The organism is Pararoseomonas sp. SCSIO 73927 (genome assembly GCF_037040815.1).
In the GTDB taxonomy this organism is placed as follows: Bacteria; Pseudomonadota; Alphaproteobacteria; order Acetobacterales; family Acetobacteraceae; genus Roseomonas.
Genome location: NZ_CP146232.1, coordinates 821,081 through 845,700, shown reverse-complemented (window position 1 = coordinate 845,700; position 24,620 = coordinate 821,081). Strand labels below are relative to the sequence as shown.

At 66.7% G+C, this 24,620-nt stretch carries 28 protein-coding genes; 12 read left to right on the top strand and 16 right to left on the bottom strand.

Annotated features, from left to right (window positions below; all coding sequences use genetic code 11):
• The first annotated feature begins 215 nt into the window (after positions 1 to 215).
• Positions 216 to 368, top strand: coding sequence for a hypothetical protein (locus VQH23_RS04045; RefSeq protein WP_338664337.1), 153 nt, complete (start codon positions 216 to 218; stop codon positions 366 to 368).
• A 1,364-nt stretch (positions 369 to 1,732) separates the two neighbouring features.
• Entirely contained in the window at positions 1,733 to 1,918 is a 186-nt protein-coding gene (locus tag VQH23_RS04040; RefSeq protein ID WP_338664336.1) for a hypothetical protein, read from the top strand.
• Positions 1,919 to 1,933: 15 nt separating this feature from the next.
• Here the strand turns inward: VQH23_RS04040 and VQH23_RS04035 are convergent, their stop codons facing one another.
• The 9 genes from VQH23_RS04035 to VQH23_RS03995 form a co-directional block, all read right to left on the bottom strand.
• Positions 1,934 to 2,185, bottom strand: a complete 252-nt coding sequence (locus tag VQH23_RS04035; protein WP_338664335.1) for a hypothetical protein — start codon at positions 2,183 to 2,185, stop codon at positions 1,934 to 1,936.
• Between the two features lie 410 nt (positions 2,186 to 2,595).
• Positions 2,596 to 2,988, bottom strand: a complete 393-nt coding sequence (locus VQH23_RS04030) for a hypothetical protein (RefSeq protein WP_338664334.1) — start codon at positions 2,986 to 2,988, stop codon at positions 2,596 to 2,598.
• A 197-nt stretch (positions 2,989 to 3,185) separates the two neighbouring features.
• Positions 3,186 to 3,782, bottom strand: a complete 597-nt coding sequence (locus tag VQH23_RS04025) for a hypothetical protein (RefSeq protein ID WP_338664333.1) — start codon at positions 3,780 to 3,782, stop codon at positions 3,186 to 3,188.
• Positions 3,783 to 3,851: 69 nt separating this feature from the next.
• Positions 3,852 to 4,151 carry a hypothetical protein gene (locus VQH23_RS04020; RefSeq protein WP_338664332.1) on the bottom strand — a complete coding sequence of 100 codons (300 nt, stop codon included), beginning with the start codon at positions 4,149 to 4,151 and terminating at the stop codon, positions 3,852 to 3,854.
• On the bottom strand, positions 4,148 to 6,184 hold the full coding sequence (locus VQH23_RS04015; RefSeq protein ID WP_338664331.1) for a DUF927 domain-containing protein: 2,037 nt from the start codon (positions 6,182 to 6,184) through the stop codon (positions 4,148 to 4,150). Before VQH23_RS04015 ends, VQH23_RS04020 begins: the two co-directional genes overlap by 4 nt.
• An 11-nt stretch (positions 6,185 to 6,195) precedes the next feature.
• Positions 6,196 to 7,254 carry a hypothetical protein gene (locus VQH23_RS04010; RefSeq protein WP_338664330.1) on the bottom strand — a complete coding sequence of 353 codons (1,059 nt, stop codon included), beginning with the start codon at positions 7,252 to 7,254 and terminating at the stop codon, positions 6,196 to 6,198.
• A gap of 134 nt (positions 7,255 to 7,388) precedes the next feature.
• Positions 7,389 to 7,625, bottom strand: coding sequence for a helix-turn-helix domain-containing protein (locus VQH23_RS04005; RefSeq protein ID WP_338664329.1), 237 nt, complete (start codon positions 7,623 to 7,625; stop codon positions 7,389 to 7,391).
• A 56-nt stretch (positions 7,626 to 7,681) separates the two neighbouring features.
• The gene (locus tag VQH23_RS04000) at positions 7,682 to 8,623 is read right to left on the bottom strand and encodes a hypothetical protein (protein WP_338664328.1); all 942 of its coding nucleotides are present in this window, start codon (positions 8,621 to 8,623) and stop codon (positions 7,682 to 7,684) included.
• A gap of 162 nt (positions 8,624 to 8,785) precedes the next feature.
• Positions 8,786 to 9,142 carry a hypothetical protein gene (locus VQH23_RS03995; RefSeq protein WP_338664327.1) on the bottom strand — a complete coding sequence of 119 codons (357 nt, stop codon included), beginning with the start codon at positions 9,140 to 9,142 and terminating at the stop codon, positions 8,786 to 8,788.
• A 362-nt stretch (positions 9,143 to 9,504) separates the two neighbouring features.
• On the opposite strand from VQH23_RS03995, the gene VQH23_RS03990 reads away from it, so the two are divergent.
• The 4 genes from VQH23_RS03990 to VQH23_RS03975 all read left to right on the top strand — a co-directional run bounded on the left by VQH23_RS03990 (position 9,505) and on the right by VQH23_RS03975 (position 11,234).
• Positions 9,505 to 9,735 carry a helix-turn-helix domain-containing protein gene (locus tag VQH23_RS03990; RefSeq protein ID WP_338664326.1) on the top strand — a complete coding sequence of 77 codons (231 nt, stop codon included), beginning with the start codon at positions 9,505 to 9,507 and terminating at the stop codon, positions 9,733 to 9,735.
• A gap of 229 nt (positions 9,736 to 9,964) precedes the next feature.
• Entirely contained in the window at positions 9,965 to 10,240 is a 276-nt protein-coding gene (locus VQH23_RS03985) for a hypothetical protein (RefSeq protein ID WP_338664325.1), read from the top strand.
• A 440-nt stretch (positions 10,241 to 10,680) separates the two neighbouring features.
• Positions 10,681 to 10,914, top strand: a complete 234-nt coding sequence (locus VQH23_RS03980) for a hypothetical protein (RefSeq protein ID WP_338664324.1) — start codon at positions 10,681 to 10,683, stop codon at positions 10,912 to 10,914.
• A gap of 14 nt (positions 10,915 to 10,928) precedes the next feature.
• Positions 10,929 to 11,234 (top strand): hypothetical protein, encoded by a 306-nt coding sequence (locus VQH23_RS03975; RefSeq protein ID WP_338664323.1) that lies wholly within the window; start codon positions 10,929 to 10,931, stop codon positions 11,232 to 11,234.
• Positions 11,235 to 11,319: 85 nt separating this feature from the next.
• On the opposite strand, the gene VQH23_RS03970 is transcribed toward VQH23_RS03975, so the two are convergent.
• Positions 11,320 to 11,619 (bottom strand): hypothetical protein, encoded by a 300-nt coding sequence (locus tag VQH23_RS03970; RefSeq protein WP_338664322.1) that lies wholly within the window; start codon positions 11,617 to 11,619, stop codon positions 11,320 to 11,322.
• A gap of 512 nt (positions 11,620 to 12,131) precedes the next feature.
• On the opposite strand from VQH23_RS03970, the gene VQH23_RS03965 reads away from it, so the two are divergent.
• Positions 12,132 to 15,113, top strand: coding sequence for a DNA methyltransferase (locus tag VQH23_RS03965; protein ID WP_338664321.1), 2,982 nt, complete (start codon positions 12,132 to 12,134; stop codon positions 15,111 to 15,113).
• Positions 15,114 to 15,159: 46 nt separating this feature from the next.
• Here the strand turns inward: VQH23_RS03965 and VQH23_RS03960 are convergent, their stop codons facing one another.
• Positions 15,160 to 15,474 (bottom strand): H-NS histone family protein, encoded by a 315-nt coding sequence (locus VQH23_RS03960; protein ID WP_338664320.1) that lies wholly within the window; start codon positions 15,472 to 15,474, stop codon positions 15,160 to 15,162.
• A 476-nt stretch (positions 15,475 to 15,950) separates the two neighbouring features.
• Here VQH23_RS03960 and VQH23_RS03955 point away from each other — a divergent pair, with 476 nt between their 5' ends.
• From VQH23_RS03955 to VQH23_RS03945, 3 genes are all read left to right on the top strand, one after another.
• A complete protein-coding gene (locus VQH23_RS03955) occupies positions 15,951 to 16,112 on the top strand; it encodes a hypothetical protein (RefSeq protein WP_338664319.1) in 162 nt (53 codons plus the stop codon).
• A 170-nt stretch (positions 16,113 to 16,282) separates the two neighbouring features.
• On the top strand, positions 16,283 to 16,684 hold the full coding sequence (locus VQH23_RS03950) for a hypothetical protein (RefSeq protein WP_338664318.1): 402 nt from the start codon (positions 16,283 to 16,285) through the stop codon (positions 16,682 to 16,684).
• 247 nt (positions 16,685 to 16,931) lie between these two features.
• On the top strand, positions 16,932 to 17,285 hold the full coding sequence (locus tag VQH23_RS03945) for a hypothetical protein (protein ID WP_338664317.1): 354 nt from the start codon (positions 16,932 to 16,934) through the stop codon (positions 17,283 to 17,285).
• Positions 17,286 to 17,364: 79 nt separating this feature from the next.
• Here VQH23_RS03945 and VQH23_RS03940 read toward each other — a convergent pair whose 3' ends face one another.
• The 5 genes from VQH23_RS03940 to VQH23_RS03920 all read right to left on the bottom strand — a co-directional run bounded on the left by VQH23_RS03940 (position 17,365) and on the right by VQH23_RS03920 (position 21,678).
• Complete coding sequence (locus VQH23_RS03940; protein ID WP_338664316.1) at positions 17,365 to 17,766, bottom strand: host attachment family protein; 402 nt, start codon at positions 17,764 to 17,766, stop codon at positions 17,365 to 17,367.
• A gap of 498 nt (positions 17,767 to 18,264) precedes the next feature.
• Complete coding sequence (locus VQH23_RS03935; protein ID WP_338664315.1) at positions 18,265 to 18,588, bottom strand: hypothetical protein; 324 nt, start codon at positions 18,586 to 18,588, stop codon at positions 18,265 to 18,267.
• A 176-nt stretch (positions 18,589 to 18,764) separates the two neighbouring features.
• Positions 18,765 to 19,205 carry a type II toxin-antitoxin system antitoxin SocA domain-containing protein gene (locus tag VQH23_RS03930; RefSeq protein ID WP_338664314.1) on the bottom strand — a complete coding sequence of 147 codons (441 nt, stop codon included), beginning with the start codon at positions 19,203 to 19,205 and terminating at the stop codon, positions 18,765 to 18,767.
• Between the two features lie 334 nt (positions 19,206 to 19,539).
• Positions 19,540 to 20,262 carry a YoaK family protein gene (locus tag VQH23_RS03925; protein WP_338664313.1) on the bottom strand — a complete coding sequence of 241 codons (723 nt, stop codon included), beginning with the start codon at positions 20,260 to 20,262 and terminating at the stop codon, positions 19,540 to 19,542.
• 192 nt (positions 20,263 to 20,454) lie between these two features.
• Positions 20,455 to 21,678 carry a phage integrase central domain-containing protein gene (locus VQH23_RS03920; protein WP_338664312.1) on the bottom strand — a complete coding sequence of 408 codons (1,224 nt, stop codon included), beginning with the start codon at positions 21,676 to 21,678 and terminating at the stop codon, positions 20,455 to 20,457.
• A gap of 238 nt (positions 21,679 to 21,916) precedes the next feature.
• Here VQH23_RS03920 and VQH23_RS03915 point away from each other — a divergent pair, with 238 nt between their 5' ends.
• The gene (locus tag VQH23_RS03915) at positions 21,917 to 24,349 is read left to right on the top strand and encodes an SLBB domain-containing protein (RefSeq protein ID WP_338664311.1); all 2,433 of its coding nucleotides are present in this window, start codon (positions 21,917 to 21,919) and stop codon (positions 24,347 to 24,349) included.
• Between the two features lie 133 nt (positions 24,350 to 24,482).
• Positions 24,483 to 24,617, top strand: coding sequence for a hypothetical protein (locus VQH23_RS03910; RefSeq protein WP_338664310.1), 135 nt, complete (start codon positions 24,483 to 24,485; stop codon positions 24,615 to 24,617).
• Positions 24,618 to 24,620 lie beyond the last annotated feature (3 nt).

Sequence of the window (24,620 nt, the reverse complement as noted above, 5' to 3'; positions counted from 1 at the left end):
CTCCCCTCTACCCTGCCGGGCGGCGCGCCGCTGCCGGGGCTGCCCACGGGGTCGCAGCAGGACATCCTGCAGCGCATCCTGGACGCGGCGGGGTCCCGGGCATCGGGCGGGATTCCGTCCTCTTTCCCGACCCCTGCTTTCCCGGCCCCTGCCGCGCCGCCGCCGCGCCCTTGGCCTCGGTGCCGATGCACGGCGCCCCGATGCCGGGAACGCCGATGTATGCGGCACCGACGACCGGCGGCTTCCCGGCCGCGGCGCGCCCCGACTTCGCCGAGCCGCTCTCCAACACGGAGGCCTTCTTCGCCGCGCGCCTGCCGGAGCAGCAGCCGCCGCTGCGGCAGTTCGGCTACGACACCTTCCGCGCTTAGGGCGCAAAAAGCCTTTTTTCTCCGATGTTCGGCTTGAGGTCAGCACTCTGGCCCACGTTTCAGCCCACAAGGGCAATCGCGCTTAGATCACTTGCTTGGCTGGATCTTCACGAACTCCGTTCCCGGACCGTTCATGGCTCCGCGCTTCACCAATCTTGAGGGGTACTTCTGGCGTGCAAGACCGCGCCGAGGGCTGTCCATGGTCATTGCGGCCCCGGGCAGTTCCACATCGATTAGGCTGAGCTGGTGGTCACCGCCGACGCGCTAGAGGGAGCACAAGTTGCGCCTGAGGTGTTGGCGGAACAGGACCAAAGCCTAGCAGCAAGGCCACGAGGGGATCCGGAAGGAGCTCGGCTACCTTGCTGCCCTAAAGCCACCTAGGCCGGAGCCTTCTCCATGTCCGTGTGGATCATGAACTTGGGGGAGCATGAAACCTCTTTTGACGTCATCGTTCTGAGCGACATGGAGATACGCTCAGCCAGCGCCGCCCTATCCGGACCAATCGAGGTACGGGTTCAGAAAGTGGGGATTGGGCGCGCTCCATGGCGTTGGCGACATTGGCAAGGCGAGACATGCGTTCTCCGGTCGGACGTTGGATATCGCGGGGCTGAAGAGGCGTTCCACGCAGGCCGGGAAGCGTTAAGGGGCAGAGAGCCTAGCCGACGAACAAGGTAGGGTGGGCCGGTGCGCTGCTGATCGGGGGGATCGCACACCGGCCCTACTGGACCCTTAGGCAGGGGAGCCAAGGGTCCAGGTTAGGCAGCGCTAACCCTCTCTGCGTTGGTCAAGTGCCGCATCGATCAGGGCCAGCATCCTCAAGGCGGCACTTGCCCTTCCATCCATTGATCTGAAGGCCGGGCAGGCTGATCCGGAAGAGGGTGCCTGTCGGGTTCCCGTCGATGATTGCGCCTCGGTAGGCGTAGCTCGCACCCAGGAGCGGGCCGCACTCGCTGATCAACTTGGGACCATCCGGCCCTTTGGTGGGGTTGAACATCACACGCCTTTTTAGCGGGCGCATGCCGCTGCCCAGTGCTGGAGGCGGACGCCCGAAGTGGGCCCGCGGTGGCCAAAGCAATGTCCGATGTGCGTGCGATCGAACATTCTGCCAGTGTCGATGACTGCGATAGATGAAGTTGATTGATGCTTGGTCGGTCGGACGAGCTGCGGCGGGGGGCAGGGGCTCAGTACCGATAGGTGACGAGGCGGGGTAACCCCCATCGCTCGGAACCCTGTTTGTTCTGTCCCCGGTCTAAGCGGTCTCGCCTCTGTGTGGTTGCCGATGGTCCCACGTCATCGACGTGCAACGTTACCCGCCTTCATTGTGTGATACCGCCCGCCTTCACTGGGCTGGGGTTGAGCATATGGTGGACGATCAAGAGCCCAGGCTCATCCTGGAGCGCCGAGGACGGGTCTCGATGCAGTGGTGGTGGTTGGTGATGCTGGCGGGGCAAACGCTTGCCAGCAGCAACCAATCCTTCAAATCCAGTGAGGATGCCTTTGAGGCTGGCTTGCCAGAGCTGGAGCGACTGACGATAGAAGCGGCGAAGTAAGTAGGCGCGACGACGTCAGCGCTCGGCGTCCATCATGCTGTCGATGGTCGGCGGCTCCGGGTCGGAAGCGAAGACGGTTTTCACTGAACCGTCGGCTCCACGAACCTCAACAAAAGTCTCGCTGCCATTAAGGCCGAGCTTGGCAGCAACAGCCTTCGCGGCGGTGACGGCGCTCGCCTGAGACCGGTAGCCGGCATACTCGGTGCCGTTCAGCCTGATGACCCACTCAGAACCGACTTGGACAACCGTGTAAGTCAACTTCGCCATGTCAGTCCGCCAGTTCAGGAGTTGCGGACCCTACCTGAAGCTGGCGCAAAAGACGAGGTGTGCTACTCCCCCCCCCCCCCCCCCCCCCCCCCCCCCCCCCCCCCCCCCCCTCCCGCCGGGGCCCCTGGGGATCTCGGAGATTTACGGTGGGGCAGAGTGCTCGATCTCGCTAGCCACGAGCTTTTCTAAGGGGGTTCCGCTTCCGGTTCGCGAAAACCCCAATGTTTGCTGGACGAATAGGGCTCAGAAGGGCCTTTGAAGCGTCCGGCAGGGTAGCGGGTGCTTCCGGTTCGCTGGTCTGCACAGGGAGGGGTTCCGGTTCGCTAGGCTCCGACGTGAAAAGGGTCGCCTACGGCATCCCGCGGCCACCCTCTTCGCCTTGCCCTGCCTCAGTTCCCTTCCTGGCTTGATCAGCCCTTGCCCTGGGCAGCGTTCAGGCGGGCATAGACCGCGGCCGAGTTAATCCGCGGGTGGCTAGGCTGAGGCGGACCGCCCGAGTGGGTCGGGTCAGTGACGATCGCCTCATCCGCCTGCACCGCGGCCTCGTTGATCAGGCTTCGGGCCGTGCTCAGGCTCACGCCGGCCGCCATTAGCTTCCGCCCCATCGTGGGCTGCCCCATCAGCGTCCCGCACTGCAGGATCAGCCGCGCCTCTTCCAACTGCCCCTCCACCTGCTTCAGCGTCATGGGCTGGCGCAGCATGGAGACGATCAGCTCCGGCACGCCCGCCTCGTCACACATCCGGGCGATGGCATGGGCCTCCAGGGCAGCAGGAGGGGCTGTGGGGGCCGGGAGGGTTGCCATGGGAGGGAAGGTGACGGCGGGGGCTGCCATCTCCTCCATAGGTGCCGTGCTCGGGGCAGGTGCAGGGGTATCCTGCGCGTCCTGAACACGGCGAGCTGCCGCGATCTCCTCCGGGCTCAGCCGATCACTCGAACGCTGCAAACGGGCGGAGAGGTGGGCCCCCTCGGGAGCCACACGCTTGGTCATGCCTCCGGTCATCACACCGCCTCCTTCGGCTGGTCCAGGAACACGCTGTGCTCCCAAGCGTCGGCCACCTTGTCGAGCAGGCGGTAGGCCACGTTGTCCACGTCCTCGGCCGGCGGGATCTCGGCGAAGATCGCGTCCGTCAGCTCAGTCGTGTCGTCGTAGTCCTTCACCAGGCGCACCTGCTTGCGCCGCGTGTCCTCCACAGCGTCCTGCTGCCCGCGATGCAGAGCGGTGGCCTCCCGGAGCAGGGCCTGCAGCTTCCGCCCGTTCTTTCCCCACCAGACACGGCGGGCGTCGGTCGCATCACGTGAGGTGGCCAGCGAGGCACGCACCTCGTTCACCGCTTCGGCCTTCCTCGTGCTGGCGAGACGGTTGGTCAGCTCCGCGACGATGGCCTCCACGCGCTCACCATCGCCGCGGGCATCGGTGAGCGTCCTCTCTGCGGTGGCGAGCTGCAGCGCATCCCCGTCCAGCAGCAGGGCATCGCGGTTCGCCTTGGCGGCCGTGACGCTCTCCTGGACGGTGACGCGCATCGTCTCCGCCCGGGTCAGGGCAGCTGCGATGGCGGATGAGGTCGGCTCGGTGGGTCGCAGTGTGGTCAAGTCCATGGTGGTCTCCTGTGTGCCGTAGGGGATGGGTGGCCCGGTGGTGACGGCGGCGCGCACCAGGCGAAGGGGTCAGCGGCCGGCGATCCAGGCGTCCACCTCGGAGAAATCCTCGGGAGGAGCTGTTGCGGCCTGAAGGGGAAGCCGGCCGGCGTAGTGCTCAGCCATCGCAGCTGCCTCGGCCGCATCGTGGTCCAGTTCGGTCCGCCAACGGGTCGCCAGATCCGAGAGGCGAATGCTGTTTTCAGCCCCACCCTCTGAATTCCGGTCGGACAGGTCGGGCGGGTCGGACAGCCCATATTTTACTGGGGTAAACTGCTGTCCGACCCTCGCGACGGCTGTCGGACGGGTCGGACGAAGGGCGGCCGTCATGCCTCCTTGCCCCCCGGCTCGGCGTCGCCCAGCAGGCTCGGTTTAATGACGTAGACGCGGGGGCGGCCGACGCCGGGGATGCCTTCCCGGCGCGCGATGTTCTTGCCGTCGCCAGCCTCCAGGAACCCGGCAGCCTGCAGCGTGCGCCCGGCCTCGGCCGGATCAATGCCCGCCTCCTGGCAGAGCTCGCGCCACACCTCCGGGGCGATCAGGTACTCGTCCCGCCCGTCCGACTGCCGGCGGCGCCAGCCGGCGCGGTTGACGACAGGGCGGTCGGGATGGCTCTCCGCCCAGCCCCGCGTATCCGGGTTGTTGTCGAAATGCAGGGCGACGAAGCGCGACGCCCCATGCTGCGTCAGGAACAGGCGCACCGCCCGGACGTGCTGGGCTTCCTCGCTGGAGGCGCTGCCGCCGCGCTTACCGAGCCAGCGCGCGAGCATCGCCGTGGCCGCACGGAACGCCTCGCCCTCCTGCCAGGGCAGTATCCCCCAAGCCGTGGCGAGTTCGCCTGCGAGAGCAACCAGGGCAAACCGCCGGGCCACATCGCGCACCTGCGGGTCGGCATCCGCTGGGAGCGTTGCGGCGATGCGGTCGCGCATGGCGGACGCGGCTTCCGCCAGCCCGTGCGCGTCGTCACGCCGGGCCTGCGCCAGCTTGCCAAGAAAGACCGGTGCCGCGGTCCCGTGCTGGCGCCGCACCGCCCCGTGCAGCTCACCCATCAGCGCCTCGGCCGAGGCCCGTCCGTGCCGCTCCGGCCATGCGGTCGCGGCGTCGATGCTGATGGAGGGCAGCCGCACCTCGGCGCCGGCCGGAAGTGCCTGCCCGGTCTTGGCGACGAAGGCGGCGATGTCGAGCTCGCCCGTGCTGATGATGAACACCCGCCAGGTGCGGCGGCGCTGGGCGGAGGTGTCGCGCCGCATGCGGCCTTTGCCGCTCTCATTCGCCAGCATGTAGACTGCGCCTGCCACCTCGCGCGGGTCCGCTTGGTGCAGTTCGTCCAGCACGAGAAGCCCGTCGCCGGCTTCCTCCGCCGCGCCCTCCAGCCCGTTCGCCGTGCTGCGCCAGTCCCGCATCATCCCGCCCTTTGCGGCCGGTCCCCACACAGAGGCGGCCAGGCGCGCTGCGAGGGTCTTGCCGCTCTTCGAACGTCCGGTGATGTTGGCGCCCCCAGAGGGCTCCCCACAGGGATCCAACAACGGCCCGGTGAGGGACGCGGCGATGCAGAAGACCGCGAGCGGGTTCCCGGCGGCGGGCGCTGCCACATCGGCCTTCCACTCGTCCAGCGTGCCAGCCTGCGCCACCAGCTGCGCGGCATTCTCGGGCGGCGCCTTCATCACCAGCGCCTCCGCCGTGGCGCCGATCACCGCGCCATCGGGCAGGATGTAGGCGGCCTCGTTGGTGCTCACCGCGTGCCACCCGGCCCGCGATACCAGCGTGACGCGAGAACCGGCCTGGACGCCGCCCAGCGCCTCGCGCAGCAGCATGCGGGACGCCGGGTTGGGTGAGACCCGCAGCCCCCGCTCCAGCAGTGCCGCCTCCAGCTCGCCCGGCGCGGTCACCAGCAGGCGGGCCGGCATGGGCCAGGTGTGGATCCGGGCGTCCCGATCTTTCCAGCGCAGCCATAGGCTCCAGCCCTCGCCGGCCGCGTCCCGCGCCTCGCCCAGCACCTCCAGCGGCGCGCAGAGCCAGACCTGCCCCGCCTCGCCCTGGTCGGCGTAGAGCCCGTCCTTCTCCATGTCGAAGCCGTGCGGCCAGCGCACCTCGCCGGGCACCGGCGGCGCCATTCGGCGGGTGGTGGTGGCCTCCTCGCGACGCCGGCGGGCACGCTCGGCCCTCACCAGCTTGTCGAGGGCGGCGAGGGCCAGGCCGCAATCGCGCGCCGCGGCCTTCCGCTGCTGCTGGTAGTCGGCCTCGCTCAGCCCGGCTAAGCGCACTACCTCCAGGGCGATGTCGGCGCGGGAGGTGGAACTGCTCTCCTCCGGCGCGTCGCCGGCGGCACTCGCGAAGCCCTGGAAGGCGGTATCCTCATCCATGCGGGCGTCCATCACTCGCGCCCTCCGGTGGGCAGGTTGCCACTGTCAGTGCGCTGGGAGACGGCCCAGGCCGCGATGGCGGCGCCCTCACCGCGGGGCTTGCCGGCTTGCTCCAGCGCTCCGTCCACCGCACGGATCACCTCGTCTGCGGTCATCAGGCCGGCCACCACGAACCGGGCCAGCCCCCACGCTTCGGAAACGGCGCGGGGATGCCGGCTATCCACCGGAGCGGTCGCGATGTTGCTGCAGGCCCGCATCAGGGCGGCTCGAACGTAGCGGTCGCTGCTGCCCGTGCTGGCAAGGCTGCGCGCGCGGTTCTCGTCGGGCGCCGGCCGTGGCGGCGGCTGCAGCTCCTCCTCCGTAGGGCAGGGCACGGTCTCCAGCCCCGGTAGCACCGCCAGTCGGCGCGGCAGCGGATCCAGCATGTCCACGAAGAGTGGCGCGGCCGTGTAACAGACCTGCGCCGCCCTCAACGTGCTCGGATCCAACCCCGGAACGCCACGGAGCCAGCGCTGGCACTGGGCACCCGTTAGGCCACTTTCCAGTAGGAACCAGAGGCGGAGGCGAAGACCGGGCCTGATGGCGTGCCCAGCGGTCGCGGTGACGACGCAGGCCACCTCGCGGAAGGCGGGGGGCATCAGGTCCCGCGCCGCTCGCCCGCAGGCCTCCAGGTCCGACACGTCCAACCCTGCCGGCCCGGGGATGCCGTCCATGTCTAGCGCCACCCAAGCGCGAGGCTCGTCGCGCAGCGTCGGCTTGTCGCCGGTTGCCTTGTCGGGATGCACCAGCCGCCGCACCCGGCGGGTCCACGATGGATCGGCGATGCCTCCGCGGACCACACAGCGATCCGGGCACTCCAGCAGGCCACTCAGCACCTCCGCCAGGTCGCGCAGTCCGGTGAAGGGGACGACGGCCAGATCATAGGTCTTCGCGCTGTCGTAGCCTTCGATCGCAGCACCGGGGCGGATCAGCTTGGCAAGGCGCCGGCCGTGGCTGCGAAGGAGGGTGAGGGTGAGGGGGCCGTGCGCACTCCTGGACGACAGCGCGTCGTCAACGGTGGTGTCGGGCATGGTGCTCTCCTGTCGGAGGCACGAAGGCCTTGAAGCGGGACCCTGGAGCCGCTAATTGTGCGGCAGTTGCGATGCGTAGCGTTCCAGGATCCCCGGGCCCCGTGCTCGGGGATTTTCGGTTTCTGGGGTTCCGGTCAGGCGGAGTAGTTGGGCAGTTTGCCGATCCAGGCGCGCACGCTGGCATCGAGCACCAGCGTGGAGCGGCCGAACTTCACGGCTTCCAGCTCGCCCTTCTTCAGCGCCTCGTACACCTTGGTGCGGCCGATACCCGTCATGCGCACCACCTGATCGATGCGGTGGGTCAGTGGTGCGGGTGGCGGCGTGTCGCTCGTGCGGATCGTCATGCGATCCCTCCGGACGTTGTTGAACATGTCCGGAAAATGCTCGGTTGGCGGCGCACGAAAAAGCGCCGAGTGGACGCACGAAATCAGGGGTGTGACGATGATTTCGTGGGACTGAAGAGTGCCCGATACCTGTTCCGAAGGTTGTTCGCCACGGTGCCTGCAGAGGCTGGAGGATGATGCGGATGCCGCTCGTGAAGCCACGTGCTCAAGATCCTGGCCTCGTCCATGACGCTGTTGCGGTTCACCTCGCCAGCCTGGGCACGCCGCAAGAATTCCGTCTCGATCAGATGCCGGGAGGTCGGTCGACCCGGCAGGCCCGATCGAAGCGGCGTGGTATCGACGGAAACAGGCTCCACCCCTTCCATTGGAGGCCAGATCGCTCCAACCTCCGACGTCAGGAAGCGCGGCCGGAGATAGCCCCCGGCCCCCAGGCCGTAGATCGCGTCCGCGTCGGGATCGATCCGCAGATGTGCTGTCGCAAAGACGGCGTGCGGCACCTCGATCGCCATGCCGGTGGAAGTGAGGGCGCGCGGATCCTCCCCAATCGCCGGCTCTGCTAACACGCGGAGACGCTGCTGCAGCGCTGCCTGGATCAACGAGAGCTCGGCTCCGGCTAACAGCATCCGTCGCAGGCCGAAGACGAAGAGCTCGCCTTCCAGCCGTTCGACTAGCGTGGCCGCATCCATCCCCGTGCTGTCGATCAATCCCTGCGCTCGGGCACGGATTGCTGCGAAGCGCGCGGGAGAGGGCAGGGTGAAGTTCGGAACCTCCTCCTGCAGCGGCCAAGCTGAGCCGCCCTCCGCCATCACGCGCAGCATAACGAGCATGGCATTCGACAGCCCGTCGCCCTCGGGGGGGAAGACCCATACCCGAGCGATGGCAGCTGGATCGTTCAGGTTGGCATCGGAGGCTGCGCCTACGGCGATCCAGTTGAGCGTAGCCCTGGATGTCAGTGTCGGACGATCTGGTAAGCCCTCCCGCTTGGGGGCGAGGAATGAGGCACGGTCGATGGAACCGGGGGACAAGGGCGCCTCCGCAGCGCGCTCCGCAGGTGAGCGGCAGGGCGGCCGAGGCGGAGAGCCCGACGCGAGGGGTGGCCACCCCCGCCCTGCCGAACGGGTACATAGCATGAACTTCGGGGCTTGAGGGAGAGGGCGCCCCGCCCTCCCCAGCGTGGGGAAGGGTCATCAGGCACCGGCCTCTGCGAGGGCCAGGAACGGGTTGAACTCCGCCCGCATGTAGAACTCGCTCAGGGCCTCGGCCCCGTGAGAGCCGGTAATCGCCTCGATCGCGCCCCGGATGGAGTAGAGCAGGCGCGACAGGCGCTTGCCCTGTTCCTCCGCCTGGTCCTCCGTGAGGGCAAAGGCGGTGAACTGATCAGCCACCATCGCGGCCAGCATGACCTGCACCAGCGCGCCCTCCAGGCTGGCAGCCGGCGTGTAGGTGGCCGTGTCCTCCAGGTTCTCCATTCGGTTGGTCAGGAGGCGGTGCCGGTCACGGGCGCGGCTGTGGTCCGCCCATTGCTGCGCCTTGTAGGCGGCCACCGCGGCCTCATCGGCAGCATGGTAAGCGTCAATGACGCGGCCGAGCTCGGTGCCGAGGGCCTGAACGGGACAGGGGAGACACGCCCCGCCGTGGGGCGTACTGGCAGCCACCGTCGCCGCGGGCGGGACGGGGCGGAAGCCTGTCGGGGCACGCGGCCGGCTCGGCTTTGTGGGCGTGCGGGTGATATGCTGCTCAACAGCCATGATCCGAGTGCCTTCTGGGGTCTCGGGTTGCGGTCAGGCCGGGTGGGCGAGGACTAGTCGCACACTCGGCCGCATCGACCGTTGTTCGGAAATCCGAACTCCGTTAGGATTAGCTGAGCTCGCGACCAACGCAAGCGAAATCCGCACGAGGTTCGGAATTGCTCGCTGTTCAGTGCAAGATGGCCCGGGCGGCGCTCGGGCTCGGTGTCCGTGAACTCGCGGTGGCTGCTGAGGTCTCGCCTGAGACTGTCGTGCGGCTAGAGCAGGGCGAGAACCTACGTCCCCGAACCCTCGCCGCCATCCGAGCCGCCCTTGAGGCCGCAGGGGTCGAGTTCATCCCGGAGAACGGAGGCGGGGCTGGCGTTCGGCTACGACGGCAGCCTGCATGACACCCGACCAGTGCAGGAAAGCCCGAGCAGTCTTGGGGTGGAGCCGGATTGAGCTCGCCGCCGCTGCGCTGTGTTCCTCGCAGACGGTACGGAATTTGGAGGAGGGGCGGCATCAACCCCTTCCAGCAACACGCGCAACAATCCGCGCGGTCCTGGAAGCAGCTGGCGTGGAGTTCATTTCCGAAGCGCGGGGACAGCCCAGCGTTCGACTTCGAAGGGTGCCGAGAACATGAACGACGATCTGATCGAAGTGCAAGGCTGGCATCTGGAGAGCCCTACCGTGTGGGCCCAGCAGGGACCCGGCCGCCGTGTGGGTCTCGGGTTGCTACTCCGCGTGTGGCTCGACGTTGAAGCTGAGACCGACTTGTGGACCTGGGAACTGGCGGAAACGACAGATGATAGTCCATCGGAGATCGAGGTAGATGTTGGGGGCGCCGCTACCCGGGAGGATGCGATGGATGCGGTTCTGGCGAGGGCTGTAACCTTCCTGGCGACTGGGGAATGAGCCAGTGACCCGGGAGCAATGCTGGGAAGCCCGCTTTCTCCTGAGGTGGAGCCAGCAAACCCTTGCCGATCAGGCCAAGTGCACGCAGCAGACGATAGCGGACTTCGAAGCTGGTCGGAGGACGCCCTACCACGTGACTATGGTGAAGTTGAAGGCGGCCCTGCAGAAGGCCGGCATAGAGTTCACCGCCACGGATGGTGGTGGCTCTGGCGTACGGCTCGCGAGCGCAACCCGAAATCAGCAGGATGGGATCCGGGGCGGCGTTAACACACCCGGCTCAAACCCTCCAATCGATGAGGATGCGACGTGACCCCCGAACACTGCCCGGGAGCCCGGATGCCGTTCGCCGCTTGCACGCCTGGATTGCCGCCCAGCAGGATCAGCCGACGCGGCCGGAGGGGTGTGGCGGTTGCTAGACGATGCGCTTAAGGGAAAGAGGCATGTCTGATCATCAGCACTGGATCTGCAACCACTCCGACTACCAAACCCAGATTTTCTACACCGACGATGCAGTAGATCCTGACAAAGACCATCCTACCGAATGGATGATCTTTGACCGCGCCAGCGGTGACCGCGTCGCGACAGGCTGGGGTCGCACTCCCAGGCAGGCTCGGGAAATAGTCGAGCAGAAGCTGGCCGAGCTGCGGGCCAGCAAAGCGTCCCTCGGAGAGTAGCGAGGGCAAGCGGCGTGGACGAGGCGAACCGCGATCGGCTGGACAAGGCTGCCGCCGACTGGGCAGGCCGGATGCTGTTTTCCGAACCTCTCAAGGTCATCGCCGCGGCGCAATCCCGCTCGGAACCTGCTGTTGCTTGGTTGCTCGTGGCGGTAATGGCCTCCCAACTCCTCGGCTACCTCTACCTCGGCTGGCGGGTCGGACGGCATGGCGGCTACCCCAACCTTCACCACGGCCCCGAGTGGGTGCGCGGCGCGGCGGTGCTGGCCTATGTCGCCTACATCGGCGGCTTTGTGTGGGTGTTCTGCTTGCCGCCGTGATAGCGGACGCCCTTCTGTCTATGGCTGGTGGCCGGAGGGGCTCCCGTCCGGGTAGCTCCAGTTTCGCGCTGCCCTGGCGCAGTGATCAACCCGGCCCCCAGTAGGAGCAATGGACCTGCTTGGCGCGAGGAGGCGTCGGACCACTCCGCCCGTAATTGGTGTAGTCGTCCACGCTCAGCCGAGGGTTCGTCCGCTGCCGCCAAGTGTCAAGATTGTAGAGCGGAGCCGTGGTGACGAAGCCCAGGACGTTGCCTGGGCTGGTACCGGGGCCTCGCTTGAAGTCGGCTGGCGCCTCTTCATCGAAGCCGTAGACCGCAACAACGGGCATTCCAGCCAGTTCGACCGGCTGGCGCAGCTCGAAGAAGTTGAGGCTGTCGTAGACCATGTAGGGCTCGCCCGAGATGAAGCCTTCCGATCTAAGAGCACGGATCGAAGCGCCCGGCCGAAGCACGCCTCGGCAGGACATGGGTGGCCCGAAGATTTCCGCGAAGCGTGCGTCCGCTGCTGCCTTATCCAGGCAGGCTAGCCGTTGTGCTGTGTCTTGGATCGCACGGCACTGTGCGAGGCGCGGCTGAGCTACTGCCGGGAGGACGACGGTCATGAGGACGGCCAGAGCAAGAGTTGAGCGGGTCAGTCGCACAGGTAAGTGTCCGTATCGGTACGGCAGCCAAGGATGTGCCATCTCTCTGCCGGATCTCTAGCGTACCCCATTCAACCAAAATCCTCAGCTGTGTGTGCCGCTTACTATTAACCTCAAGGTAGCCCTGGTTGCGGGAAAGCAACACTAAAGCTCAAGATCGACACGGTCTCGTGATGTTCCGGGTGCGGTCTGGATTGCGCGCCGATAGCGTCTCCCCAAAGGCACTGAGGGTGCCGGTATTGTGTGAGGGAGGCGCAATGACGCCGGGCAAGTTCATTGATCGCTGGCGCGCCAACACCCGAAACGAGGCTGCCGCCTCCAAGGCCCACTTCCTGGACCTCTGCGAGCTGCTGGACGTCCCAAAGCCACAGGAAGACGCGACAGGGGCCGCCTACGCATTCGAGAAGGGTGCGGATAAGGCTGGCGGCCGCCGCGGGTTCGCGGATGTGTGGAAGCGCGAATGCTTCGGCTGGGAGTACAAGCGCAAGGGCGGCAACCTTGGCGAAGCACACATCCAGCTGCTGCGGTACGCCGGCGCCCTGGGGAACCCGCCGCTGCTGGTCGTCTCCGACACCTCGCGCATCGAGGTGCATACAGCCTGGACCAACGAGGTCAGCAAGTCCCACCATTTCGAGCTTGAGCAGCTAGAGGATGCGGCGACGCGCGACCGACTGGCGGATATGTGGCAGCCGCCTCCAGTCAGCTGGAAATCAGGGACTTCACGCCAGGCGCTTACGGAAAAAGCCGCGGGAGAGTTCGCCCAGCTTGCGAGCCGCCTGCGGTCGCGCGGGCACGATGCATTCGCCGTGGCGCATTTCATGGTGCGCCTCGCGTTCTGCTTCTTTGCGGCAGATATCAAGCTTCTCCCCCATGAGCTCTTGGAGAAGATGCTGAACAGGGGGCGGCAGAACCCCGAGCGCTTCGACCAGTATGCGGGCCGGCTGTTCGCCGCGATGGCCAAGCGCGGCGGAGAGATAGATTTCACGCCTATTCGCTGGTTCAACGGTGGGCTTTTTGACGACGCATCTGCGCTTCCGTTGGAGAAAGGCGATGCGGAGCTTCTTCAGCGGGCGGCGGCGCTGGACTGGCGGGACATTGATCCATCGATCATGGGGACGCTGTTCGAGCGCGGTCTAGATCCGGACAAACGCGGACAACTCGGAGCCCATTACACCGATCGCGACACGATCTGGCGTATCGTCAGCCCGACCGTTGTTCAGCCTCTAGAGGCCGAGTGGGAGGCGGCACACGAAGCCATCGCGCGCACCATGGCCAAGCGAAATGCAATTGGTCCTGCTGCTGTCGGAGATGCTGCGCTGGCGGCGCTGGAAGGCGACCGCATCACAGCGGAGAGCCTTGCCGCCCGGAAGACAATCAGTCGATCAGCGGAAACGCGGAGGAAGCGCTCCAGCGCATTGAAGGTTGAGGCCGAGGGGATCTTGTCGCGCTTCCTAGAACGACTGCGCACCTTCCGTGTCCTAGACCCCGCATGCGGATCCGGGAACTTCCTCTATGTGGCCCTCCTGGCCCTTAAGGACTTGGAACGCAAAGCCCTTGTGGAGGCTGAGGCGCTTGGGCTGCCTGCGCGCTTCCCCGAGGTGGGGCCTGAAGTCGTGCTCGGCATCGAACTTAACGCTTATGCGGCTGAGCTTGCGCGAGTTTCGGTGTGGATCGGCCAACTGCAATGGGCGCGCCGCAACGGCTACTCCCCGCCAGAGAACCCGGTGCTTCGAAGGCTGGATAACATTGAGTGTCGTGATGCCGTGCTTGCCCTAGACGGACAAGGAAAGCCCTCTCCGGCGGCTTGGCCCTCGGCTGATGTGATTATTGGCAATCCTCCGTTTCTCGGCGGCAAGATGCTCCGTCGCCAACTCGGTAATGCTACGGTCGATAAACTATTCGCAGCCTACACCGGCCGAGTGCCAGCAGAGGCAGACCTGGTCACCTACTGGTTCGACAAGGCGCGCCAAGCTGTGGAAGAGGGGCGGACCCGGCGCGTAGGGCTGGTTGCCACAAACTCTATTCGCGGTGGAGCAAACAGAGAAGTCTTGGACCGCGCTGCACGTGCGGCTCCGATCTTCAAGGCTTGGGCCGATGAGCCGTGGGTTCTCGACGGTGCGGCGGTGCGGGTGTCGCTGGTGTGCATGGGACGAGATGTGGTGGAGAGGCCGCGCCTCAATGATCGTGAAGTGGATGCCATCTTCACGGACCTAACTGCTGGCGATGCGGACCTAACCAGGGCTGTGCGGTTGTCAGAAAACGCACGAGTATGTTTCATGGGTACAACCAAGGTTGGATCATTCGACGTTCCGGCAGAAACAGCCCGGGCTTGGCTACTGGAACCTCCCAACGCCAATGGAGGGACAAATGCCGATGTAGTTCGCCCCTGGCGAAACGGTCTGCATATTCTTCGCCGTGCAGACGATGCTTGGGTCGTCGATTTCGGTGCGACTATGGGATCGAATGAGGCTGCATTCTACTCGGAGCCGTTCGCCTACGTATCCCGAATGGTCAGGCCCGAACGGGAAAAGCAGCGCCGTGACGGGTATCGGCTGGCATGGTGGCGCCATGGTGAGGCTAGAGCGGGAATGCGAAATGCGCTTAATGGGCTATCGCGCTACATAGCCACACCCCGAGTGGCTAAGCATCGAATTTTTACTTGGCTAGACAACATGGTGGTGCCCGATTGTCAGTTGATCGTGACTACCCGTGACGATGATACGACATTCGGTGTTCTTCACAGCCGGTTTCACGAAGCTTGGGCCCTGAGGATGGGATCCTCGTTGGAGGACAGACCTCGGTACACCCCCACTACCACTTTCGAGGCATTCCCATTTCCGATTGGCCTCACACCGAAAGTTCCTGCCGTTGTCTACGCTTGTGACCCCCGAGCAGTTCGTATTGCAGATGCCGCACGGAAGTTGGTGGCGGCGCGCGATCGATGGCTCAATCCGGATGGGTTGGTGGAGAGAGTGCGCGAAGTGGTTCCGGGCTTCCCCGACCGAGTTCTTCCGCGCTCACCTGAGGCGGCAGCGCAACTGAGAAAGCGCACCTTAACCGCCCTCTACAACACCCGAGGCAAGCCGGAGGGTACTTGGCTGGACGGCCTGCATGCCCAGTTGGATGCCGCCGTTGCTGAGGCATATGGGTGGCCGGCCGATATATCTGAGGCAGATGCACTTGCCGCTCTGCTAAGGCTGAACCAAGAGCGGGCCAGACACCCGGCTGCAGTTCACTGAGGACGGCTTGCGGCAGGCTCCTTCTTCCGAGCCTGCCAAGCCTCTCTCACACCGCGAACTCTTCCCTCTTCCTCCCCTCAGCCTCCAGCGCCGCCATCCACTTCGGCATGCGCCCACGCCCGGCCCACTCCTCACCGTTCGGCCCGCGGTACTTGGCCGCCACCGTCTTGCCGGCGTCGCTCCGGGGACGGCGGACGTTCGTGTGAGGACCAGGCCGGTCCAGCAGGTCGCCCAGGCTGAGGCCGAGGGCTGCAGCCTTCGCCTTCATCTCTTCCACCAGTTCGGTTCGGGCGCCTTCCCTTTTTGTGGCAAGGGCTGCCTCCGCCTCCTTGATGAGCTGGGTGAGCTCGGCAACGCTCATGGCGTCCAGATCGATTGCTGATTTGGCCATTTGGAACTTCCTAATCGGTAGGCGGGTAGATCTGCTGCCTACTGCAGAGGGTTGAAGCGATGATACGGGTGGTCTGCCAAGGCTGAGCCCTGTCGCTCAACTTGCGTCAGTGGCCGAACGTTACATGGCCTCCAACTCCGGAACCCTTTATGTCGCGCATCGCTGCTCTGACTACTCTGGCGATCCTGCTTGGCAGTCCCGCCCTCGCGAACGTGCCTGACGTTCCGGATGCGTCCGGGCAAGCGCGCCGCGGTCAGGCTGCCGTCATTGCGCAGGGTCACGCTGGGCGTCGAATGGCCGACGGAGGGCGGGTGGAGCTGAACTCAGATACCGTGGCGAGCGCGGATCTTCCCCTTGGCACGACGGCTCGGATCCGTAACCTACGGAATGGCCGGGTGGCGATGGTCCGAGTACGTGACCGGCTACCCGCATTCGAGGGCCGGATCGTGAGCGTCACCCCCAAGGTCGCTGGGATGCTGGGCATGGGCAGTGTCGCTCAGGTGGAGGTCGCGCCGCTGGCAATCCCGCAGAGGGATGGGACAGTACGGCTGGGATCTGGAACGCGCCTCTCCGGGCGGCGGGCCTATGTCACTGATCCCGACCGCTGAGGGTTAGCCGACTGGTATGCCTGAGACTAGTTCCGCACTCGTCCGGGCTGTTGCCCGCGCTGCATCTACCTGAATGCGAAGAGGATGAGGGGAGTTTGCTTCCAGTTCGTCATCAATAGCAGAGACGGCGCGGCGGTGCGGACGCTCATGGTTCAGGAGGATGTCGGGCGTTGATCTTCTGGGTATCCTGGTCGGGACGCGGCAGGCTTGTCCCATTCTTCGGCGTTGCAGCGATCGTCGTCGGCCTCGTCATTGCATTCTTTGCTAGGGCACCTGGCGCTGGGCTCGGCACCTTGGGCCCATGGCCTTTTTCAGCCGGGTTCGTGCTCGTCGGAGTTCTGACCCTGCCGCTCGGCGTGTGGTGGAACCGGCGATCCGCCCGCAGGATCACTGCGCCGTCCCGGGCACAGGCTGATCCTGGCCCTGCCCCACACCGCTTCTGCGGCTTGGCCATGCAGTGGTGGTCGGTTCTGATGATCGGCTTTGGCGCGCTGCTGCTCACCGACCAGGAGCCGGAGAGGGAGCCACGCGGCGCGGCGGCGGTGGCCATCGAAGAGCTCCGGAAGGAATAGCGGGTGAGCGACGAGGGGCCACGACTATCAACTGTCCTCCACACCTCGTCGCTTCCGCCAACATGGCCTGCCAAGCTTGCGAACTGGATCGGTGCGACCCTCTTGATCGTGACAGGACACCTCTGGGGTTCGGGGTACTGGGGCTGGGCACTGCCCACGTTGTTCTTGGGCGGGGGATGTATCGGGGTCGGGCAGTTCTTCGGGGAGCGGCGTGCCTACGCCGAGGGCGTGCGGGACGGGGCAGGGCATGCTCACTGAGAAAGACGACCACGCCGTGATCAGAGCGGTCTACCTGCTCCTCTTCCTGGGGATCATCGCCCAGGTGCTCCTGATTTACTACTTCCGCAACGACCTTGTGGCAGCTCGACGCGATGATGCGGGTGGGGTGTCAATCATCGGCGTGCTGATCTCGATCGCTCCAGCGATCCTGGCCGTTGGAGGTGCCACAGCGGCTTGGGCGCTGAAGCGCCGGGGATCCCGTTGGGCGTGGCTGGCCGTGGGAGGTCCGCTTGTGATCTTGGCGGCGGGCTTCGGTGCGGGGGCGTACCTCGCGGCTTATCCGCTTCCGCTCCTGGGTGGCTACGGGGGTTTGCCCCTGTAGCTGGCGGAGCGCCCATCGCGGAGTAGGGCTGCAAGACATGGGCGCGGAGCGGCTACATGCCTCCTCCGCGCCCGTTCCATCACTTCACGAGTGCAGCCGCGATCTCGCCGGCCGCGTGGTTGGTCAGGTCCTTGTCAATCGTATGCACGACGCTGGCCTCGACCGTCTTATGCATGACCTTGCGGATTTCACCGAGCGTCTGGGGATCGGCAACGATGACGAGGGCGTCGTAGTCGTTGGCTGCGCGTCTGGTTTGAAGGGTTTGGGCCAGCTTCTTGCTGAATGTGGCCTCATCGGTGTCGCTCGGAGACGCCTCCTGGCCCTGCGACCCAGACGGACCATCATTGCTGAAGTCGGACAGGGTGAGGCGGCGCTCTTCGTGCAGGTTCACTTCGCCACCCTGACCGGCGTTGCGGAACAGGATCGCCTTGGCGCCATCGGCAACAAGAATGAGGGCGTTGTGGGGGATATTGTGGGCCATGAAGGCATCTCCTTGAGGGAGCGGGGCATCGCCCTGCTGCCGGGGTGCAACGCCGGAGCGGGCTAAAAAGCAGGTGGTGGAGCGGCGACCTATTGGATCCTGGCTTGGCTAGCCTGCCGGAGCCTTTCCAGTCGCTCCAGGCACTTCCCGCACGTTACCTCATGATGGGGCGGCTCCTCCCATCCAGACCCGTTGCCGGGCTCTTCGGCGCAGAGCGCGGGCCGGCAGTACGGCGTCACAGCGTGGAAGACCCGAGCGCGCCCAGGCACCGGCCGGCCAGCCTTGCGGAGGGCGACGAACGTTCGATCGGCCACGGTGATGACGTTCAGCATCACCGGATGAACGCGGCTAGGGGCTTCACGGCGGCGGGCTGCACCGAGGCGAGGTTCCACCTCAGCCAGTGCGGGCTCTCGCGGCTGGATGAAGATGGGGATGGGGTGCCGTGTGAGGCGCTGTGTCGGTGAAGACCTCAGGCCAACTGACAAAGCGCAACGGGCCCTAAGTGTTCTTCTTGGCGACCGGGTAAACGGAATGTTGCGGATCCCACCAGAGCAGATGAAAGACCACGCCTCTCCTGATGCCCCATACTCTGCACCGGCCTGTAAACCTGACCGAGTATAAGCTGTCTTCATCGGCCTTGCCGATTTCGCCTAGACGTTCGCGTGCTTCCTTGCACACTTGGTCAGTGGGAATGGGGTGGCTACCCTGAGCGCGCAGTTGCTGCCAGGACATGGTTTCCAGGTTGTGCAGATGAGGGATGACTTCGCGGAACAGATATTCCGCTGATGTCCCACTCCATCCCCAGCTGCCTTCCAGGTCCACCTCAGCCGAGCGCCAGGAAAAGTTTCTATTCTCCACCGCATCAGCGAGTGAACCCCCACGGGGAGACCGTTCGGTTTGGCTGCGCTGATCAGCAAAAGAGCCCCCTCGGGGCTCTTTTTCTAGCTTGGTTGGGCTAACTGATCTACCCGGCTTCTTGTCGCGTTTACCCGAGCAGTTCAGACCCCAGGCGGAAGGCTGCCATAATATTCAGCCATCGAAGCCTGACTAATCTCCGCCGAGCTGAGTGCGCCATCGGGCAAGGTGCCGCGTGCATCCTTCCAGGGAGCCTCAAGATGGGTGAGATCGCTCAACCACTGAGCCGACTTGTCGCCATAGTAGGACAGCACCGCTTGGACAGTCTTGCGCGCTTCATCATCCAGCAGGCCAGGGTTGCCTGCCGTCAACTGCATAACGGTGAACTGTCCCCTATGATGCTCGTACAGGGCTGGGCTTACCGGGCCGTTTGCCCAGGCCTCGATGCGCTCGTTGAAAAGGGGGCGCTCGTCCCACACCAGCGACCAAGCTTGGCTGTAGTAGACGAGCTTCTGGAGCTTCATCGCCGTCATCGGGCCTTTCTCGGCCAAGATGTAGGCAGCGACGTCGATCACAGATGGCATGTCTGATCTGCCTTCCAGACGACCAATGCCCCCGCCCCTGTGGCGTAGGTGTCCCGCGTCGGCCCTGCATGTAGCAGGAATGCTCTCCTCTTTCCATTGGTGGCGGATCATCTCTGGCATGATGTCAACAAAGAGCTTCTGGAACAGACGCTTAATGAATTCACTCTTTCGTGACTGCTGGTCCGCGCACTGCCTTGGCCCTGTCCCGACCGCCCCGACCGCGTCCCGACCTGTCGGGACGCAGAAAGCCTAACAAAATAAGGCTGTCCCGGCCGTCACGACCGTGTTGGCCGGGGTAGAGGTGCCCTTTCACCGATCCCGCCCGCTGCTGGAGTTACGCTGTCCTCGGAAGGTGGCGCTCCGCCCGGACGATAGCCCGTGCCAGCAGCAGCAACGCGAGAGCCAGCGGTACGGTGGAGACGAACCCGAGCGTCGCGAAAGCGAATGCGCCAGCCACCCCGCCTAGGATGAATGCCGAGAGGATGGAGCCCAGCAGGCGCAGCTTCGCCCGGTCAGCTCGCACCATGTGCCCGCCCGGACCTGGCGAGCCGCGGTTCCAGTAGGCGAGCTTGCCCAGCTCGATGCCGAGGTCCGTCACCACGCCCGTCATATGGGTAGTGCGGATCCGCGCGCCCGAGATCTTCGTGATGGTGGCGTTCTGCAGGCCCATGAGGAAACAGAGGAGCGGCACAGCCAGGGCTACCACCGGCTCTGCCCGGACTGGACCGCCGAGGATGCCCAGAAAGAGCAGCAGCACGGCCTCCAGCACGAGTGGAAGGGCATGAGGCGGGTGTCGCGGGTGCCGGCGCCCCCAGTTGATCAGGATAGCCGAGAGCCCGGCGCCGGAGAGGAAAGCGAGTACGGCCAGGCTCCCGGCTAATGCGGGCCCGAGAGCATGGAGCACCACCGCGTCGGCCATGGCCGAGAGGATGCCGGACATGTGGGAGGTATATTGCCCGACCAGCAGGAAGCCGCCCGCGTTTACAGCACCTGCTATGAAGGCCAGCGAGATGCCAAGGCCGGCCTCGCTGACCGCCAGGCGCCCGAAATTCGTCATCTCGCCTCCATCGTCAGCCCACTCCCTTGACCCGATTAGGGGTGTCCTGTCCGACTTGGCCGACCCTAGCCGATCTAGTCGGACAGCAAAAAGCATAATGAAAACAATTATGTCCGACGTGACCGACCCGTCCGACCCAGAATTAGAGGGTAGGGGTAGAAACGGCATTCACCTCTGGCCAGCAGCTATCCCTCAGCCTCGCTTGGCAGCCTTGACCGAGACCACATGACCGGGCGCCTGCCCACAGAACCGACCCCAGGCTTCCATAAGCTGCGCCCGCTTCACCAGCAGCTCACTCCGTTGGTAGGCCCGCTCCACCGCGGAACCGACAGTGTGAGCCAGGGCCATCTCCCCAATTTCCCGCGGGAAGCTGGTCCTCTCGGCCACCCAGTCCCGGAAGGTCGATCGGAAGCCGTGGACGGTGAAGTCGGTCCGCTCCATCCGCTTGAGCAGGACGGCGCAGGCACGGGTGGAGAGAGCTTGCTTCCCCTTGGGGCTGGGGAACACGAACCTCCCCACCTGGCCCTGCTCTGACCGGATCCGGTTGAGAAGCGCCATGGCTGGGATTGAGAGGGGCACGCGGTGCTCCTTCTTCCCCTTCATCCTCTCGGCTGGGATCAGCCAGATCGCTCTGGCCATGTCGATCTCTGCCCACTCAGCTCCCATGGCTTCCTTTGTCCGGACGGCGGTGAGCACGAGGAACTCCAGAGCACGGGCTGCCAGATCGGGAGAGGCCCGGACCTCCTGCATGAAGCCGCCCACTTCGGTCCAAGGCAGGGCAGGGTGGTGCTGCACCTTTGCGATGCGGCTGCGAGGCGGGAGGAGCTTGGAGAGGTGCCCACGCCAGCGGGCCGGGTTCTCCCCTGAACGCCACTCCCGGACCTTGGCATAGTCCAGCACGGCCTCAATGCGCCCGCGCTGGACCACTGCCGTCTGCGACTTCTCCTGCCAGATCGGCTCCAGGGCCCGCAGGACGTCGCCTGTGCCTACGCGGTCCACCGGCATGTCCCCGAACACCGGGTAGACGTAGGCCTCCATCTGCGTGGTCCACTGGTGGCGGTGCTTGAGGTTCCGCCAGCCGGCCTGGTGCGCGGTGTGGTAGCGCTGGGCTACTTCCTTGAAGGTGAGGCGGGGCTTGCTGGCCTCAGCCTCCTGGGCAGCCCTACGCACCTCCAGCGGATCCTGGCCTTGTCGAAGCTGCTGGCGGCAGAGGGCCGCGCCTTCCCTGGCATCGGCCAGCCCCACATCCGGGAAAGGTCCCAGTCCCATCTCCCGAGCTCGTCCGTGCCGGGTGTAGCGGAACAGCCAGGACCGCCGATCGGCATCCCGAACCTGCAGCCAGAGGCCGTCACCATCGCCGTACCGCCCCGGCACGGTGAGCGCCTTCGCCTTCAGTGCCGTCAGCTTGCCCGCCATCGTCCGCCTCCAGCCCACAAATTACAGCCCACGTTTCAGCCCCCAAGAGCGTGCCGGATTGTGGCGGACGTGACCGTATGATCCCGAACGCTCGGCGTCCATCTTCTCTTTTCTAAACAATGCACTATGAACGTCTACGGACGCTCCTGAACGTGGCTACGGCTACGACACCTTCCGCAACCTCGGCGCGCCGCAGGGGGCCTCGCCCGTCCTCGTCGGGGCGCTGCCCGACAGCTACGTGCTGGGGCGGGACGACGAGGTGGTGGTGGCTATCCGCGGCCGCTCCCGCCAGTCCTACACCGTGCGGGTGGGGCGGGACGGGCTGCTGACCCTGCCGGACATCCCGCCCTTCCCCGCGGCCGGGCGCGCGCTGCGGGACCTGCGGGCCGACATCGAGGCGCGGGTGGCGCGGGAGCTCGGCGGGTCCGAGGCCTATGTCTCGCTGGGGCAGACCCGGCAGATCGCGGTCTTCGTGGCCGGCGAGGTGGTGCGGCCGGGGACCGTGCCGCTGCCCGCCGTCGCCTCCCTCCTCGATGCGCTGGGGGCGGCGGGGGGCATCCGGCGCACGGGCAGCCTGCGGGCCGTGCGGGTGGAGGGGCCGGGCGGGTCGCGGGTGGTGGACCTCTACGCCGCCATCGCCGGCACGCCGGGCAGCCCGGACCTTTCCTTGCGGGAGGGGGAGCGGGTGGTGGTGCCGCCGCTGGGCGGGGTGGTGGCGCTGGCGGGGGACGCGACGCGGCCCGCGATCTACGAGCTGCCGGCGGGGGCGGGCGCCGTGCCGATGTCCGCGCTGCTGGCGCTGGCGGGCGGGGCGCTGCGGCCGGCGGGGAACCGGTTCCTCTCCACCGGCACGGATGCGGGCGGGCGGCGGGCGCTGGCGGAACTGGCGCCGGGATCGCCGGTGCGGCGGGGCGATGCCGTGACGGTCTCCCCCGGGGTGGACGCGGTCTCGGGCGGGCTGCGCCTGGCCGGGCACGTGGTGGCGCCGGTGATGCGCGGGGTGGGCGCGCGGGGCGGGGCGGGGCTGCGGGCCCTGCTGGCGGACCCGCGGGTGATCCGGCCCGATCCCTATGTACGGCTGGGCGTGGTGTGGCGGCAGGACGAGCGCACGCGGGTGCGGCGCTTCATCGGCTTCGACCTGGGGCGGGTGATGAACGGGGCGGCGGAGCTGCCGTTGCGCGAGGGGGACGAGGTGATCCTCCTCTCCCAGGCGGACGTGCTGTGGCTGGCCTCGCCGGCCGTGCAGAGGGCGCTGAAGGGGGATGTGGGGCAGGGAGTGCCGGGCGCGTCTGTTCCCGGCGCCCCGTTCCACGGCGGGGTGCCCGGGGCGGCGCAGGCGTTGCCGGGTGCCGGGGTGCCGGGTGCCGGGATGCCGGGGGCGGGCGTGCCAGGTGTGGGGATGGCCGGCGCGGCGGGGCCTGCTGGGGCGGCGCTGCCCGGCGGGGTCGCGAGCGTGGCGGCGCATCCGCTGGCGGCGGTGCCGGAATGCCCGGCGCTGACCTCTCTCGCCATCGCCGCGCGCTCCTCGCCGCTGCGCTTCGCCCATGCGCGCAGCGCGGGATTCCCGGATATCGGCACGCCGGGCTGCCCGCAGCTCTTCATCGACTACCCGGCGCTGCTGCCCTTCCTGCTGGACCAGTCCGTGCTGCTGGCCGGCGAGGTGCGGCTGCCCGGCCTGTTCCCCGTGCTCGACGACACGGGGCTGGACATGGTGCTGGCGGCGGCGGGCGGGGCGGCGGAGACGGCCGACCTCTCCTCCGTGGAGTTCGCGCGGGAGCCGCTGGAGAACGCGGGGGCCATCCCGCTCTCCCGCACCCTGCTGGACCTGCGGAGCCGCAACTTCGCGGCCGTCCGCCTCTCCCCGCGCGACGCGGTGCGGGTGCCGCGCGGCTTCGGGGACCGCGACACGGGGCCGGTGATGCTGGTGGGCGAGTTCCTGCGCCCCGGCACCTACGACATCCGGCGCGGGGAGCGGCTCTCCGAGCTGCTGGCGCGCGCGGGCGGGCTGACGGGGCAGGCCTATCCCTACGGCGCGGTCTTCACGCGGGAGAGCGTGCGGCAGCGCCAGCAGGAGGGGTTCCAGCGCACGGCGCGGGAGCTGGAGACGAGCCTGATCCAGGTGGCGGCCGGGCAGGCCGTGGCGGGCAGCCGGCAGGGCAGCCTGGACCTGGGCGGGGCGATCAACGCGGGCCAGGCGCTGGCCTCCACCCTGCGGGACGCGCGGGCGGCGGGGCGGATGGTGGTGGAGGCGAACCCCGTGGTCCTCGCCTCCCGCCCGGAGCTGGACGTGCTGCTGGAGCCTGGGGACCTGATCGTGATGCCCAAGCGCCCGAACGAGGTGACGGTGGTGGGCGCCGTGCTGAACCCGGGCAGCCTGCAGTTCGCCACGGGCTGGAAGGCCAGCCAGTACGTGCGCGGGGCGGGCGGGGAGCAGCGCTTCGCCGACGTGTCCCGCGCCTTCATCGTGCTGCCGAACGGGCAGAGCGTTCCGGCGGGGCTGGGATCCTGGCAGGCGGGCGGGCCGCCGGTGCCGCCGGGCAGCCTCGTCGTCGTGCCGCAGGATCCGTCCCCCTACGAGACCTGGGGGTTCATCCGGGACCTGACCTCGGTGCTCGGGCAGATCTCCATCAGCTCCGCGGCGCTGGCGGTGATCTCGCGGCAGGGGCGGTAGGGCGGACCGCCACGGGACATGGCCGTGCGGGCGCGGCGATCACGAAAGATGGATGGAGGATGACGCGGGGGTAAGGCGCGTGCGAGGCTTCCCCCGCGCGGGTCCCGCGCCAATCCGAGAACGGGAGGATCAGATGCAAACCGCCCTGCACACGTTCCGCGGCCCGAACCTGGCCATCGCGCTGATCGCCCTCGCGCTGGTGGTGCTCTTCCTCGTGGTGGAGCACGTGTTCGAGTGGCCCTTCCCGCTGCACCGGGAACGGAACTAGCCG